At 56.7% G+C, this 15,813-nt stretch carries 6 protein-coding genes; 4 read left to right on the top strand and 2 right to left on the bottom strand.

Annotated features, from left to right (window positions below):
- Nucleotides 1-5: 5 nt before the first annotated feature.
- Both KK078_RS01205 and KK078_RS01200 read right to left on the bottom strand, forming a co-directional pair.
- Nucleotides 6-1,061, bottom strand: a complete 1,056-nt coding sequence (locus KK078_RS01205) for a PorP/SprF family type IX secretion system membrane protein (protein ID WP_254088400.1) — start codon at nt 1,059-1,061, stop codon at nt 6-8.
- A gap of 13 nt (nt 1,062-1,074) precedes the next feature.
- Nucleotides 1,075-9,657: a PKD domain-containing protein gene (locus tag KK078_RS01200; RefSeq protein ID WP_254088399.1), complete on the bottom strand. Its 8,583-nt coding sequence runs from the start codon at nt 9,655-9,657 to the stop codon at nt 1,075-1,077.
- A 651-nt stretch (nt 9,658-10,308) separates the two neighbouring features.
- On the opposite strand from KK078_RS01200, the gene KK078_RS01195 reads away from it, so the two are divergent.
- From KK078_RS01195 to KK078_RS01180, 4 genes are all read left to right on the top strand, one after another.
- Nucleotides 10,309-11,931, top strand: coding sequence for a CTP synthase (locus tag KK078_RS01195; protein ID WP_254088398.1), 1,623 nt, complete (start codon nt 10,309-10,311; stop codon nt 11,929-11,931).
- A 21-nt stretch (nt 11,932-11,952) separates the two neighbouring features.
- On the top strand, nt 11,953-13,788 hold the full coding sequence (yidC, locus tag KK078_RS01190) for a membrane protein insertase YidC (RefSeq protein ID WP_254088397.1): 1,836 nt from the start codon (nt 11,953-11,955) through the stop codon (nt 13,786-13,788).
- Between the two features lie 271 nt (nt 13,789-14,059).
- Entirely contained in the window at nt 14,060-14,833 is a 774-nt protein-coding gene (locus KK078_RS01185) for a ParA family protein (RefSeq protein ID WP_254088396.1), read from the top strand.
- Entirely contained in the window at nt 14,830-15,813 is a 984-nt protein-coding gene (locus KK078_RS01180) for a ParB/RepB/Spo0J family partition protein (protein ID WP_254088395.1), read from the top strand. The genes KK078_RS01185 and KK078_RS01180 overlap by 4 nt, the downstream gene beginning before the upstream one ends.

Raw genomic sequence — 15,813 nt, 5'->3', positions numbered from 1 at the left:
CGCCGTTAGTTCCAGAAACCTTCCTTACTGTTGAAGGTCGGACACGGTATCAGCTTATATTTTTTCTTGTTCTTCTTTTCGTTGCCTTTGGATGAAAACTCGAACACGACCGACAGCTCGTGAGCGCCGCCCGAGGCGGTCTGCATTTCCGAGATCGTAAAGTCGTAGCTGTAGCCGATCGACAGCTGCTTGAAGTATAGCCCCAGCGTGAGAATGAGCGCATCCTGCGACAGCCCGTTTGACACCGACTTCTCAAACGGCTTGCCGCGGTACCATACCCCTACCGACACCGGGTCGATGTGATAGTTCACCCCCAGGTCGAGCTGTGAGAACGTCGGCCCCTGCATGCGATAAATGAACGACGGCGTGAGGTACGACGCGCGCCCGCCGTTGCGAAGGCCGCGGTTCAGGTCGAGCTTCGCCCCGGCGTGAATGTTCGTGCGCATGGGCAGTTGACTTTCGCTGTTCAGCACCGAGATGTTCGGCATGTTCATGTGCAGGAACGACGCGCCGATCCACAGCGAGCGGCTGTAGATCAAAAAGCCGGATCCGAAGTCGAAGTACTCATGACGTCCCAGCTTGCTCACCTCCGGGTCGAGCGACGAGCCGGGCGTTTCATATTCTACCGAAAGGTCACCCCCCAGGCGTATTTTGCTCCGGTCGATGCCGTTGGATCCATACCCAAAGGATAAGCCCGGCGAGAAAACGATCTTATCCGTCAGCTTTACTTTATATGAATACATCAGGTTGACGTTGGTCGTGCGCCACCCTGCCGTGCCCATCTTGTCAGTGGTGAACAAAATGCCGAAGCCGCTGCGCAACTCGTTGACAAAGATGTCGTACGATGCCGCATAGGTTGTAAAGGCCTTGGGCAGGCTGGGCCACTGAATGCGGTGGTTGAACACCAGGCGTTGCTGTGGCGTAATGCCCGTAAAGCCGGGGTTGAGATACAGCGGCGCCTGGTAGTATTGCGAGAACTGCGGATCCTGGGCCCGGGCCTGTTGCAGCAAGGCGCAACACGCGAGAACAACGATGGCTATTTTGCTGGTAAAGTTTTTCATACGCGTTTGCCGCTTAGCGAATCAGGGTTACGTCTCCTACTTGTGTGGTGCGCTGGCTGTCAGACAACCGCAGCGTGATCTTATATACGTAGACACCGGCCGGTAACAATCGGCCGTTCTTGTCGTAACCGTCCCAGCCCTGGTTCACATCACGGCTTTCAAAGATGAGGTTGCCCCACCGGTCGTAGATCTGCATGTGGAACTCCTCCACGCCTTCCATGATCGGGCGGAACACATCGTTAAACAGGCCATTGCCAAAGCCCCCGTTCGGGCCGCTCGGGTCCGGCGTAAAGGCATTGGGGATCTTGATCCGCCCACCCGTGCGGGCGATGATCGTTTGCGTAGCCGTATCATAGCAAACCAGCGGGCCGTCGATCGTGCCGTCACCGTCTATGTCCTTCATGCCGTGGTTGAAGGATGCGATCAGCTTGATGAGGTAGTTGCCCTCCTCGGTATACTTGTGCAGGGGCTGGATCTCGATGGAGCTAGCACCATCGTCAAAATCCCACGTATAGTCGCTGGCGCGCAGCGAGTAGTTACGCATCTCGATCCCCACATTGTCGGGCACAAACACGATCGTGTCGGGCACGACGTCAAACGCGGCAAACGGATTCTCGAAGATCTGCACAGGCTTGTCGGCGTTGCTGGTCTCGTCCGTGGTGCCATCAAAGGCATCGGTCGTCTTCAGGTGAATGACATATTCCCCCGGATTGGAGATTCCGAAGATAGGCTTCACCTCGTTCGACGTGTTGACTACACGGCCCAGCTTGTCGGTCACCTTCCACTCGAACAGATCGCCCGTGGACTTGTTTTCCAGGATCTCGATCGTAGCCGGGAAACACACCGCCTGCGGCGTGTAGGTGAAGTCCGCCAGAATCGCGCCGCGGGTGATCAGCAGCGTACCCGGAAACTTCTTGAAACAACCGGGAGCCGCCCGATTGATCATCGTCAGCTCGATCGTCTTCGTACCACGCGAGGTATATTGCACACGGCCGGGGTTCATACCGACTTCGCTGGCCGGGTTAGACGCCTCGCCAAAGGTCCATTCATACCGGAACTTGCTATCGTCCAGCGGCGTGGACGTGTTGGTGAAATCCGCAAACGCCATACCGCCCGTGAAAGAAGTAGCCGCCGAGTTGAACAACGGCGTCATGCCCTGGTATACCGCAATCGGCAACACGACAGTCTCCTGACAATTTGCGTTCTTCACAATGTATACCACCTCATACGGATCCGGGTTGGCCGGACCGTTGTTCGTGATCCTGAACGACTGCGACGAAGGTGTCGTAAGGTTCCGGTTATCCAGCTTCTCAGTCACCCCGGCATGCCGGTAGAACCATTCGTGGCTGGTACCGCCGATCGTCGCGTTGGTGATCTTGATCTCTTCGTCGCTGCACATCTCGGTCTTGTCAGCCGTTACGTTCAGGTAAATGCGCGGGTACACCGTCACATTCTTCGACGAGAATTTTGAACACGCCCCTTCCGGAGTGCTCGTGATGCTGGTGGCCGTCAGCATCACGGGTATTTGTGTTTCGCTGTTGACATTGGCGGACTCGAAAATGTGCGTGGGCGCCGGCGTGATCGGCACTCCGGCCGGATAGGCATTGGCGGGGATTACCAGGTTTGGCGTACCGTCGTTCCAGTTGAAGGTGTACGTTACATTCGCCTGCGGCGTGAGGGAAATGGTATATACACCACCACTGCATTTCGACGCAGGCTCCGTCAGTCCGAACGTGGCGTCTACGTTGATCATGTTTACAGTGACCGGGGCCGGGAAAGCCACCGCCTCACATCCATAGAAATCGGTGATCTTGGTCAGCGTATAGGTACGCGTGGCCGTATAGTTTATGATCGGCACCAGGCGATCGGCTCCCCCCACGAGGTTAGAAGGAGTAACACCGTTATTGTACTCAAACCGGAACGGCTCCTGCCCGGTCGGGAATTTAAAGTCGAGCGTAAAGTTGCCGCCCTGGCAAACGGCGTCGGTGCTGGCGGTCAGCGTGGCCGTCGGCAACGCACGGATCGTTACCTTCAGCGTTTCCGATGTCTCCGTCGGACAGGCCGGGTTGGTGCCCGAGGTCACCGTACGACGATAGTACCGATCCGTGGCCAGTACCGGCGGTTCGTATTCCGCTACGGTGTTCGCGCCGGCCGCGGCACCAAACGTAACGTTGTCGGCCGACTCTTCCCAATAATAGGTATAGACACCGGTACCGCCATACGGTTGTGACAGCTCCTGAAACGCCGCGGTCGGCGACCCGGCACAGATGTTCTGATCAAAGCCCAGCACACCCGGCAGCAGCGGCATCGGCTCGATGAGCAGGCGCGGGACAGAGGTTTTCTTACAGCCGTTGGCATCCGTAGCCGTGACCGTATACAGGATGTTCGCCGACAGGTTTTCAAATATACCCGATGTGGCACCCGTCGTATTGGTCAGGTCCTGGTCCAGCACGTAGGTATAGGTGGGTGTACCGTCCGTCACCAGCACCTGAATGATCCCATCGGCGGCTCCCATACAGCTTACGTCGTTGCCGTCATAGTCTGACGTGATGCTGGCGTTGATCTTCAGATCGTCGGGCTGCGTTACGGCAATGTTGGGCACCATCACCTGGCAACCGTTCCGATCGCGGATCACGACCGTGTACGACGGGTTCGCACGCAAGCCGCTAAAGCTGCCGGTGGCAGGATTATACACAGCCGTAGGGTCTTGCAACAAACCAAACTGCAAGGGCACACCGCCTCCGGCAGACGTACCACCCGTTGCGGTGATCGCAATCCTTCCATCCGGTGTCGGGCTGTTGAAACAGCTCACCGGTGTCGTGCCCGGTGTGGAAGGCATGATCGCATCCGGCGCAACGATGGCTACATCCACAGAGTCCTTACAACCTTCCGCGTTTTGCGTACGGATGGTATAGGTACCGGCAGAAAGCCCGGAGAAGAACAGTGCGGGCACATACGTAAGCCCGTCGGTACTAAAGGTGTGATTGGTACCGTACTGCGCCGACAGGTCGATGCGGCCGTCGGCAAAACCGTTGCATGTGATATTAAAGCGCGGGTCTGTGGTCTTGAAGGCGGTGGCGCTGACCTGGGGCATCGGGTTGACGATGTATTTCACCTCCACATCCTTCGAGCAGCCACTGCTGGGATCCGGATCGACCACGTGCATCGTCACCGCCTTGTTGTTCTCCAACGTATAGGCGCCGAGCTGGCCGGCTGGAATCGGCGTGCCGTCATGCGCAAGCCAGGTATAGGTCAATGCCGCCGAAGGCTGCAAGTCCAACAAATCTTCCACATAGGTATTGCCCCCCCGGGTATCCGAGCATACCGTCTTGCTGATGTTCGCCACCGTCGGTGCAGGCCGCACGTTGATCGTAATAAGCTGCGCAGGTCCCACGCACGTAGGATATGCCGGATCGACCGCCGTGATCGAGTAGCGCACCTGGTCAAGCGTAATGCCGCCGTTGACCAGTTTGTCGTCGATCACACCGGTATTGTCGTTCGTCGCACCGGTGATCAGCGTACCGGTATACTGCACGATGGCCGAGAACTGCAGCGACGTCAGGTTATCCGACTGCAGCGTGATCGCCAGCGTCTCACCACTACAGACGTCTTGTGCCGGCACCGCCGTCACCAGCGGCTTCGGCCGGATCACCGCGATAACATCGGCCGGTGGGTTGCCATAACACTGCGTAGTCGAGCTATACGGCCGGATCTTATAGGCGATCTGTTGGGAGGCACCCGTAACATTCTGCCAGCGGTTCTGGTAAATTGCATTGTCGGTTAACAAAGTATTGAGCGCAGGCAGGTTCGGCGTAGCCGGCGGCAAAGGCAGCGGCGTCAACAACGCCGGATCGTAGGTGATCTGCTCCACCGAGAACCTGTCTGCCACATACGCGCCCGTAGCCGACCGCAGCGTAATGCGGATTTCCTCGTCGCTGCACACGGCCGCCGACAGGTTCACATCCATCACCGGCTCCGCCTTGATATTGACGGTCGCCGTACGCTCCTCGCCTAAACAGCCGTACGCGCTTACCGGACGCACGCGGTATATCACCGGCAGCGTCTGCGCAATGGTCTTATTCTCATAACGATCGAGCGCCAGCGCCTGGCCCGGCTGGTTGTTGCCGAACGTCCGCACCACGGGGTTAATGCCGGGGTATATAAAAGGTTCCTGAATGTTGAACAGGGAGGCCGGTTCGCTACCCGCTTTCACGTCGAGTGTAACACCAATGTCCAGGCCACTGCAGATCTCCGTCAGGACGTTATCCATCTGCGGATTCGCACGCACCGCCACGTCGATCACCGGCGGTGTCGCCGCCGGACAGTTCGACGCGTTTGTCTCCGTTACCTTGACGCGCACATTCTGACTTTCAAAGTTGATCAATACCGTCGCACTGCCCTGTCCGTTGGATACCACGCCACCCCCGGCGGCACCATCGCTCTGTCGAAAGATCTCCCAGTTATAGGTAGAGCCGTTCGACGGCGTCGATACTTTGAATTGATAGGTGCCCTCTGCACAGACCACCGCCGGCGGATCGATGGTATATCCCTTCGGGTCGTCTGATACCGTAATGGTTTTTGTCGTCACCAGGCTTTCGCAGCCGTCGACCTCCAGCTTGACCGTAATATCTTTGGTTTGCAGGCTGGGGAAGCTCAGGTACAGGAAGTTGTTACCAACCTCTCCGCCCACCAGGTGCGTAAACTCCGGCGGGTATGTCCAGAGATACTTTGCGCCCGATACCTGCGTGACCGTATACAGCTCCGAGCTGTTCATACACGGATCGGCCTTGCCGGTGATCACCGGCGGTGCGGGCACGGATTTGATAATAAGGTTTACCTCCGCCACGTTATAGCAGCTGGTCGTGCTGCCTTCGATGCGCGCATAGAGCACGCGGTTGGCCGTCAGGTCGATGTCGTTGGCGGCCAGGGCATTCATGCCGTTGTCGGCATCCACGGGCGTGTTATACCAGGTGATGGTGCGGCTGCCGGCCGCCAGCGTCGTGAGCGAGTCTCCTACCGCGGCGGTCGTCAGATCGATGTCGTGTACCTCGCCAATGCCGATACCGCCCGGCGAAACCTCTTCGCAGAAGTAGAAGCTGTGGTCGCGTGCCACCGGGCGGCCGCTTACCGCAAACCGCACTTGCGCCAGCGTGTTACAGGCCAGGGCACCGGTGGTCAGGTCGATCACGCGGATGTATAGTATATCGTTGTTGGAAATGTCGTAGCTGGTGATGATCCCGGCCGGATCGTTATTTACTTGCGCAATAGCCGATGCATACCACTTCACCTGGCGGTCGGCCGCGTTCGCCGCGCCCACAACCCGGGCGTCATAGCCGGCCAGCGTTACGCCGGTTGCCTTCAGGCTGCCTTCGGTGGTTTCACACAGGTCGTTGAATTGCAACGTAGCCAACACAGGCAGCGGATTGACGATCACCCGTACATCATCCGAGGTGGTGGCGCAGGCGCCGGCGTTGCCGTTCTGCGCGCTCGTCACGGTCCACGTGAACGTATACGGCGAGCCCGACACCGGCAGGTTGGTCACCGTCGAGGCTGGATTGTGCGTGGCCGCGATCGTTCCACCCGTGCCGGTCCATGTACCCGTACCATTGTTGGTCGCCGCCGTGGCATTGAGCGTAGCCGAGCTGCCCTCGCATATATTGATATCCGCACCGACCGTGGCCGCGGCCGGCTTGCGATCGAGCGTGATCGTCATGTTGCTGCTGTTCACGTTCGCACAGGGCCCGGCACCGTCGGGATCTATGCCCACCAGCCGCACCGTGACCGCGCCGGCCAGAAAATCCGCTGCCGTCGGCTTGTATGCATCGGTCAGCGACCCCGCCGCCAGTATAGCCCCCGGGGTTGCATTGTTGCTCGTAAACACTCCGCTCCCTGTTATAACTTCCCAGCGAGCTTGTGTCGCGCTGCCGCCAACGCTGCCCACTGCCAGGGCTATCGGCGCAAGCGTCGTTTCATCCACACAGGCGACAAAACCCGTACCCGGTAGCGTCGCCGTGGCGGGTCTGCTAAAAACCACATTCACATTTACAAACTTCGGCGCACAAGCACCGGTACCGGAACCACTGCTATACTCCCACCGCAATCGATACGTACCATACACGGTAGCCGTTGCCTGCGCCGTGGGTTTGGTATCGTCGTCAAAAGACACGGTGCCACCGGCAGGGCCGCTCACATAGCTCCACTTCGACTGCTCGAAGGTAGGAGCGCTCCCGTTCAGCGCCCCTGTCAGACCGCAGAAGGCGATGTCGTTCGCGGTCGGCTGTGCCGGCTCCCGGCCGAAGTCGATCTGCACCGTCGAGGCCCGCGTACATGAACCGGAAGTAACTTCCCATTCAAATACATACCGGCCCGGCAGGTCTACCGTCACTTTGCTGTCGTGCTGGTTGACATTCGTAAACGTGGGGGTGTTATCCGGGCCGCTTACGTATGACCAGGTACCCGTTCCGGCTGATGGAGTCGCCGCAGCCAACGTCGTCGTCAGCGGTGGCGCCGTGAAGCAAAGGTTTTGGTTCGGGCCGGCCGATACGTTTTGCAAACCGGGCGTGATCACGACATTGACGTTGTCGGTGCCCGAACAGCCAATGCTGTTGATGACAGTGTAGGTAATCGTATACGAACCGGAAGAGGCCGTCGTGAGAATATTCGGTTGCTGCACGGTCGGATCATCCAATAAAGTACCGACGCTCAACCCCGTCCAGCTATGCGAAGCGATCGTACCAAACGGGTTATTGGGATTGCCGTTGACCTGCACCGTCTCGCCTTCACAGAGGCTGACCGGATCTGGCTGAATATTCGGAGTAGGCCGCGGACGAATATTTACCGTGATCTCGCGTACCTGCGACGGACAAATGGGCGCCGTCGTCCACTGCCGCACTACGCGGAGTGTAAAAGTGGAGTTCACTGTCACGTTGCTTGTCAGGATCGAAATCTGCCGGGTACCTTGTCCACCGGTGATCGTCGCAGCACCGGTGATTGTCCAGGCAAATTCGGTAGCGCCTCCGAAGGCCTCGGTGGCGGGATCGTTAGGCAAAGAATACGTATAGGTCGTGTTCGGGCAGACATCCGTCGCCGGCGAGATAAGCGCAGGCGGCTGGGCGCTGATATTTTCACGCCGGGTTAAGCTGACAATGGACGTATCGCTCACACACGAGATGTTGCCCTGGGCGGGATATACCATCGATGACGTCACCCAGAAGCGCGTACTGCCTATGGGCGCCTGTGCATCGGCAGGGGTGAACGTCGGGCCAGTGCCCACCACGTTGGCCGCCGTCAAGGCATCGGTAGCGTTGAGATACCACTTATAGGTCATACCCGCGACGGGCACAACGCTAAGGGTACGCGTGCCGTTGTGGCATATCGCCAGATCCGGCGCTACGGGCGGGTCCGGCGAATCTACCACCGTGATCGTATAGTCGCGGGCGACGGGATTGTTATGTGCAAAATAAGATCCGGTGGGCATCGGTTGACAAGCATCGGAAGTGCCCGGCTGGTACGTTCCCCCGTATATTTCGAATTGGTTGTTGGTGCCTCCCTGTGCCGGATTTAGGCCGCAGCCGTCCACGCCCAGATCCCGGTCGAATGGATTACAGGTATTCCAGGTGCGTAGCGTAACGACGAATTGTTCGTTGGGGTTTGCCGAGACCGGCATCCGTATGTCGTCGGTCTGTAAGGTAGCCGGCCCGGTAAACGGTTGCGGTTGATAGAACGGACGGCCATATACAGGCAATTGCGCCGCGGTATAAGATACACCGTTGATGATGATACTGCCATCTGCCCCGCCGGGTGCCGTCACGGACGATGTGGAACCATATACCCATTGCATCCAACGACCGCGACTGTTCGGGTTGGGATTTTCGACCTGCGTGCCGCCAGGGGTACAGTTGAAATCGGTGTTGTCGACCAGGCGAATGGGGCTCGTGTCGCCTTCACAGATGTTGACGTTCTCGCCGTTGGCCGGCAGGGGCGCAGGCGGATTAGCCTCGCTGCCGGCGGTACCTGCCTGGTGATTGATATCGAACGTACCGAGCTGAGCGTTGTCTTCGGTGTCCCACACAGGCACTTTTACAGCCTCGAATTTGGTGCCAAAACAGTGGCCCGCCGGTCGACCGTATGATGTGCGGATGGTGTATGTACAACGCTCGCCGGGAATCGTCGATGCCGTACTGCCGGCGCGATAGTCGTAGGTGTGATTCACCTGCACCATCCACTGTTGCCGCATTTCGTTCGTTTCGCGGATGTCGACGATAGTAGCCGGATACGACTGAATTGGACCGTCGCCCCAGTCAACATAAATCGTGGGCGCGTTGGTTGGAATGGTGTAGTCGATGCCACGGTACCGCACGGTAAGGGTAATAGTGCGGGGCGAACAGGAGCGATCGCCCGCATCGAGGGTGATGGAAGGGTCCGGCGAGCCGGTGCCGTCGGGCTTTGTACAGCTCGAACCGGTTGGAATAACCGCATTGGACGTACTCGGGTCGCCAGCGCCGGCGCCGCACGACCAGGGTTGGAAGGTTTCGATGTTGCCCGTCTCACCGGATGCATCACGGGCGGTCACACGAACACCGATATGTTTGCCCACGTCGGCATTGGTAAGTCGGTAAGTTTTGGCGGTAGCACCAATAATAGCTACAGGATTACTACCGCAATTGTCGTCATACCGGAACCATTGATATAAAGATGCATTTGCGCTGCCTTCAGGGTCAGAAAAGGTGTATTCAACGGTGACGTCATGGTTTCGCTCCATCACACCCGTCATGTGGACATCGGAGATTGTCGGCGGCGCAGCATGCAGCAACCCCGGCAGCCCCACGAAAATAATGACGAATAAAAAAGCAGCTCTTAGAGGGGAAAAAGGGCTCATTTTTAAAAGGAACTTAGATAGGTTAATCCAAAACTACGGCAAAAAATGGCTGGCGCCCGCCGGGCTGGCGTTTTGTGCACGACCGGTCGGTTGGTGAATACAACGAAAAAAAAGGAAGGTAACCGGGAAATGCCGTATTTGGGCTGATTCCACACCTTTTTCCACACTTTACGCGAAATCCAACCCTATGCCCACTGTTTTTGAAGACATTTCGAAATTAAATAATGCCATCGCGGGCACCTGCAAAATCGCCCCGGCAACGCTGTGGCGGCGGGTATTCTTTTGTGGGTGAACTTTCGAATTGCACGTAATTATTGTCTCGAAAAGGCTACCTTTGCACCCGGTTTACTCAGGCTGCTTCATTAATCTATGTCATCTACTGCCAAATACATCTTTGTAACCGGGGGTGTTACGTCTTCTTTGGGGAAAGGAATTATTGCCGCATCGCTGGCGCAACTGCTTCAGGCTCGGGGCTTTAAAGTAACGATCCAGAAATTCGATCCCTACATCAACATCGATCCGGGCACGCTCAACCCGTACGAGCACGGCGAGTGCTACGTAACGGACGATGGCGCCGAGACCGATCTCGACCTGGGCCACTACGAGCGTTTTCTCAACGTGCGCACCTCCCAGGCCAACAACATCACCACGGGCCGTGTCTACAACAACGTCATCACCAAGGAGCGCAAAGGCGAGTACCTCGGCAAGACCGTGCAGGTAGTGCCCCACATCACAGACGAGATCAAACGCAACATCTTCCTGCTGGGAGAAAGCGGTGAATACGATTTTATTATTACGGAGATCGGTGGTTGCGTGGGCGACATCGAGTCGCTGCCCTTCATCGAAGCCGTGCGCCAGGTAAAATACGACCTGCCGCCCAACCACTCCATCGTCATTCACCTGACGCTGATCCCCTACCTGAATGCCGCCAAGGAGCTTAAAACAAAGCCCACCCAACATTCCGTAAAAGAATTGCTGGAAGCCGGTATTCAACCCGATATCCTGGTATGCCGCACCGAAATGCCGCTGCCGCAGGAGATCCGCAAAAAGCTGGCGCTCTTCTGTAACGTACACATCAACTCGGTGATCGAAGCCATGGATGCCGAAACGATCTATGATGTGCCGATCCTGATGCGCAAAGAAAAGCTGGACGAACGTGTGCTGTCCAAGCTCAAAGTGACCTCCAAAGAGGAGCCGCACCTGGAGCAATGGAAATCGTTCCTGGGCAAGCTCAAGAATCCCGTAAACGAAGTGACAGTCGGCATTGTGGGCAAATATGTATCCCTGCCCGATGCCTATAAATCCATTGCCGAAGCCTTCGTGCACGCCGGTGCCGAGAACGACTGCAAGGTGAACGTGAAGTGGATCTCCTCGGAAGAGATCTCCAAAGAAAGCGTAGCGTCTGTGCTGGAACGGCTGGACGGTGTGCTGGTAGCGCCCGGCTTTGGCGAACGCGGCCTGGAAGGCAAGATCGAAGCCATCCGCTACGTGCGCGAAAACAAGGTTCCGTTCTTTGGGATCTGCCTGGGCATGCAGTGCTGCGTGGTGGAGTTCGCGCGCCACGTGCTGGGCCTCGAGGCCAGCTCCACCGAGCTGAACCCCAAGACCAAGAACCCTGTCATCGACATGATGGAGGAACAAAAGAAGATCACAATAAAAGGCGGTACCATGCGTCTTGGTGCCTATACCTGTAAGCTGAAGAAAGGAAGCAAGGCCTACGCCGCCTACGGCGAGTCGCAGATCGAAGAACGGCACCGCCACCGGTATGAGTTTAACAACAAATACCTGGAGCAGATCGAAGAAGCCGGCCTGAAAGCCGTCGGAACCAACCCCGACTCAGGTCTGGTGGAAGTGGTCGAGCTGAAAGACCACCCGTGGTTTGTGGGCGTGCAATACCATCCCGAGCTGCGCAGCACCGTGCTGAACCCGCACCCGCTGTTCGTGAAGTTCGTCGAGGCGTCGCTGGAACACAAAAAATCATTGAACAAGTAATCATTTAAGTATACAGACACGATGGATAGGAATTCCGCGATTGGCCTTACCTTAATTGCCGGCCTTTTACTGGCATATTTTTATTGGTTTGCGCCGAAGCCCCAAGAGGCTCCGAAAGCCCCCACCGCTACCGAGCAACGCATCGCCGCCACAGACTCTTCTGCCGTCGTTGTGAAAGGCGAGCCCGAAGCCAGCGACAGCATCCTGGCGGCTACCTACGGCGATCTCTCCGCGGCGATGAAAGGTACCGACGCTGCGACCACGGTAGAGACCAACGACCTTCGCGTAGAATTCACCAACCACGGCGGTATCATCCGCGCGCTGGAGCTCAAGAAGTTCAAGACCTATGACCAAAAGCCGTTGCTGCTCGTGCAGCCGCTTTCCACCGCATTCAACCTGTCGACACAGTACCAGGGCCGTGAGATCGACCTCTACACCCTGTACTACCGGCCCGAGCAAAAGAAAGAAGGCGACACCACGGTGCTGACCTTTACCGCGACGTTGAGCAACGGTGCGAGCCTGGCCCATGTATACAAGGTCCCGGATGCAGGCCACGAAATTCAATACCAGCTGGTCAGCAAAGGCTTTGACAAGCTGCTGGGCACCGACCAGCTGACCTTCCGTTGGGCCGACGCCATTCGCCCCCTCGAGAAAGACCTGACCGATACACGCAACAACACCACGGTGACCTACTACGGGCACGAAGAAGGCTTTGACGAGCTTTCCGCGCGCAGCACCGGCACCGAAAACGAAAAGATCGCCACACCGCTCAACTGGGTGGCTATTAAACGTAAATTCTTCCTGTCGTCGATCATCGCCAACGGAACACCGTTCACCGGCGGCGAAGTACAGACCGCAGTCAACACCGCCGACTCGTCGCTGGTAAAACAAGCCAACCTCCAGCTGACCATTTCCAAAAAGGCCCTGGCCGAAGGTAAAGCAAGCTTTAAATTCTACTTCGGCCCGAACGACTATCAGGTCATCGGCAAGGTAACAGAAGACTTCGCCAAGAACGTATACCTCGGCTGGCGCCCGGTATACTGGATCAACAAGTTCGTCATCTTCCCGGTGTTCCACTTCCTGACACTGTACATCGGCAACTACGGCCTGATCATCATCATCCTGGTGATCCTGCTGAAGCTGGTGTTGTTCCCCCTCTCCTACCGTTCGTACCTCAGCATGGCCAAAATGAAAGTGCTGAAGCCCGAACTGGACGAGATCAAAGCACGCGTGGGCGACGACATGGCCAAAGTACAGCAGGAGCAAATGAAGCTGTATTCGCAGGTGGGTGTAAACCCTATCAGCGGTTGCGTGCCGGTACTGTTACAGATGCCGATCCTGTTCGCGATGTTCTACCTCTTCCCCGCCAGCATCGAACTGCGGCAGCAACCGTTCCTGTGGGCGGAAGACCTTTCCACCTACGACTCGCTGATCCAGCTGCCGTTCGCCATTCCCTTTGGCGTCGGAAACCACATCAGCTTATTCACCCTCATCATGACCATCTCGACGCTGATCTATACCTGGCAGAACAACCAGATGTCGTCGGTACAGGGACCGATGAAGTCGATGTCGTATGTCATGCCCGTGATCTTCTTCTTTTTCCTGAACTCGTTCTCGGCGGGTCTGACGTTCTATTACTTTGTCTCTAACCTGGTAACATTCGCACAGCAAGCCGTGATTAAACGCTTCGTAGACGAAGACAAGATCCGTGCGATCATGGAAGAGAACAAAAAGAAGAACGCAGCCAACGGCGGCGGCAAGAAGTCGAAATTCATGAGCAAGCTGGAAGAAGCGATGAAGGCCGGTGAAGAAGCCCGCCGCAAAGCCGACGAAGAGAAAAAGAAAAGAAAAGGCTGATTCAGCGGTTACCTTTTGCGTATATCGCAGACGAAATCCCTGAAATAGCGTGAAATAATTGGTAACGAAGCGCTTAACGCAAATCGTTCAAGTATAGGATGCGAAAAGCACAAAAGTTGCCGACAATCGTCAACAAAATTGTCGGTGATTTGTGCAGCGATTGTGGATAACACGTTCCACGATGTTCCACGCTCCGATCACTTTTACCATATCTTTGTGCCCGTCCGTTTAGACCCGGACGGGCTTTTTATTTTTTAAACGTCATTCTTGAATGGGAAAAATCATTGCCATTGCCAATCAAAAAGGTGGTGTCGGAAAAACAACTTCAGCTATTAACCTGGCTGCAAGCTTAGCCGTACTGGAGAAACGCACGTTGCTGGTCGATGCCGATCCGCAGGCCAACTCCACTTCCGGGCTCGGTCTAAATCCTAAAGATGTAACGCAGGGTATCTACGAATGTATGGTAGACGGCGTGAACCCGAAGGACGCACTCGTGAAGAACGACCTGAAGTACCTCGACATCCTGCCTTCACACATCGACCTGGTAGGTGCCGAAGTCGAAATGGTCAGCATCGAACGCCGCGAGGAAAAGATGCGCGATGCCCTGGGCATCGTCCGCGACGAGTACGACTTCATCATCATCGACTGCTCGCCGTCGCTGGGTCTGATCACCATCAACGCGCTCACCGCCGCCGACTCGGTCATCATCCCGGTACAGTGTGAATATTTCGCCCTGGAAGGTCTCGGCAAATTGTTGAACACGATCAAGATCATTCAAACACGGTTGAACCCGAAGCTTGAAATAGAAGGCATCTTGTTGACGTTATATGATTCACGTACCAGCCTGGGCAACCAGGTAGTCGAAGAGGTACGGACACACTTCCAGAAGATGACGTTCAATACGATCATCCCACGGAATGTTAAGCTGAGCGAGTCGCCCAGCTTTGGTCTGCCGGCCATTGTTCACGATGCGGAAAGCAAAGGTGCGATTAGCTACCTGAACCTGGCCAACGAAGTACTAGATAAAAACGGCCTGTCGAAATGAGTAAAAAGAAAGCATTAGGCCGGGGACTGAGCGCTCTTCTAAGCGACAACTCCTCGGACGATAAACTAGAAACAGACGTTGCGGTAGACGCCGCCGACGCAGCCATTGCTGCGGGCGTCAACCTCACAGCTGAACAACCTGTCGCCGTGGCCCCCGCTCCGCCGGTGCCGACGGTAGGTGCGATTATCGAGATCCCGGTCGAAGAGATCGAAGTGAACCCCTTCCAGCCGCGCTCGCACTTCGACCAGGAGGCGTTGCTCGAGCTGGCCGAATCCATTACGGTACACGGCATCATCCAGCCGATCACCGTACGCCGCCTGGCCCAGAATCAGTACCAGCTGATCTCCGGTGAGCGCCGCTTTCAGGCGTCCAAGCTCGCCGGCCTGAAAGCCATACCGGCCTACATTCGCTCCGCCGACGACCAGCAGATGCTGGAAATGGCGCTGATCGAAAACATCCAGCGCGAGAACCTCAACGCCATCGAAATCGCCCTCAGCTACCAGCGGCTGCTGACCGAGTGTAACCTCAAGCAGGAAGAGCTGGGCGAGCGCGTGGGCAAGAACCGCACCACGGTAACCAACTACCTGCGCCTGCTCAAGCTGCCGCCCGACATCCAGATCGCGGTGCGCGACAACAAGCTTTCCATGGGCCAGGCACGGGCGATCATCAGCATAGAGAATCCCGAAGAACAGCTTTACATCTTCAAAAAGACCCTGGAAGAAGACCTCTCCGTGCGCAAGGTAGAAGAACTGGTGCGCGAAATGTCGGAGAAGAGCCAGTCGACCAAGGGCGAGACCGGGGCCTCTTCAGCGGCACAACCCGTATCGCGCGAGATCCAACAGCTCCAGTCCAAGCTTTCGTCATACTTTGGCACTCGAGTTGTTGTAAAAAGCGACGGCAAACGTGGTGAGATCAAAATACCCTTCCTGTCGGTCGAAGACCTGAACCGCGTGTTAGACATCCTGAAAGTCGGGCTGTAA

It is taken from the genome of Dawidia soli (genome assembly GCF_018598185.1).
Taxonomy (GTDB): domain Bacteria; phylum Bacteroidota; class Bacteroidia; order Cytophagales; family Cyclobacteriaceae; genus Ohtaekwangia; species Ohtaekwangia soli.
This window is presented reverse-complemented; position numbering and strand designations above follow the sequence as displayed.

Excerpts from the sequence above, each read along its gene's own strand:
- KK078_RS01180 (WP_254088395.1), top strand. The coding sequence starts at position 14,830 with ATGAGTAAAAAGAAAGCATTAGGCCGGGGACTGAGCGCTCTTCTAAGC.
- KK078_RS01185 (WP_254088396.1), top strand. The coding sequence starts at position 14,060 with ATGGGAAAAATCATTGCCATTGCCAATCAAAAAGGTGGTGTCGGAAAA.
- yidC (WP_254088397.1), top strand. The coding sequence starts at position 11,953 with ATGGATAGGAATTCCGCGATTGGCCTTACCTTAATTGCCGGCCTTTTA.
- KK078_RS01195 (WP_254088398.1), top strand. The coding sequence starts at position 10,309 with ATGTCATCTACTGCCAAATACATCTTTGTAACCGGGGGTGTTACGTCT.
- KK078_RS01205 (WP_254088400.1), bottom strand. The coding sequence starts at position 1,061 with ATGAAAAACTTTACCAGCAAAATAGCCATCGTTGTTCTCGCGTGTTGC.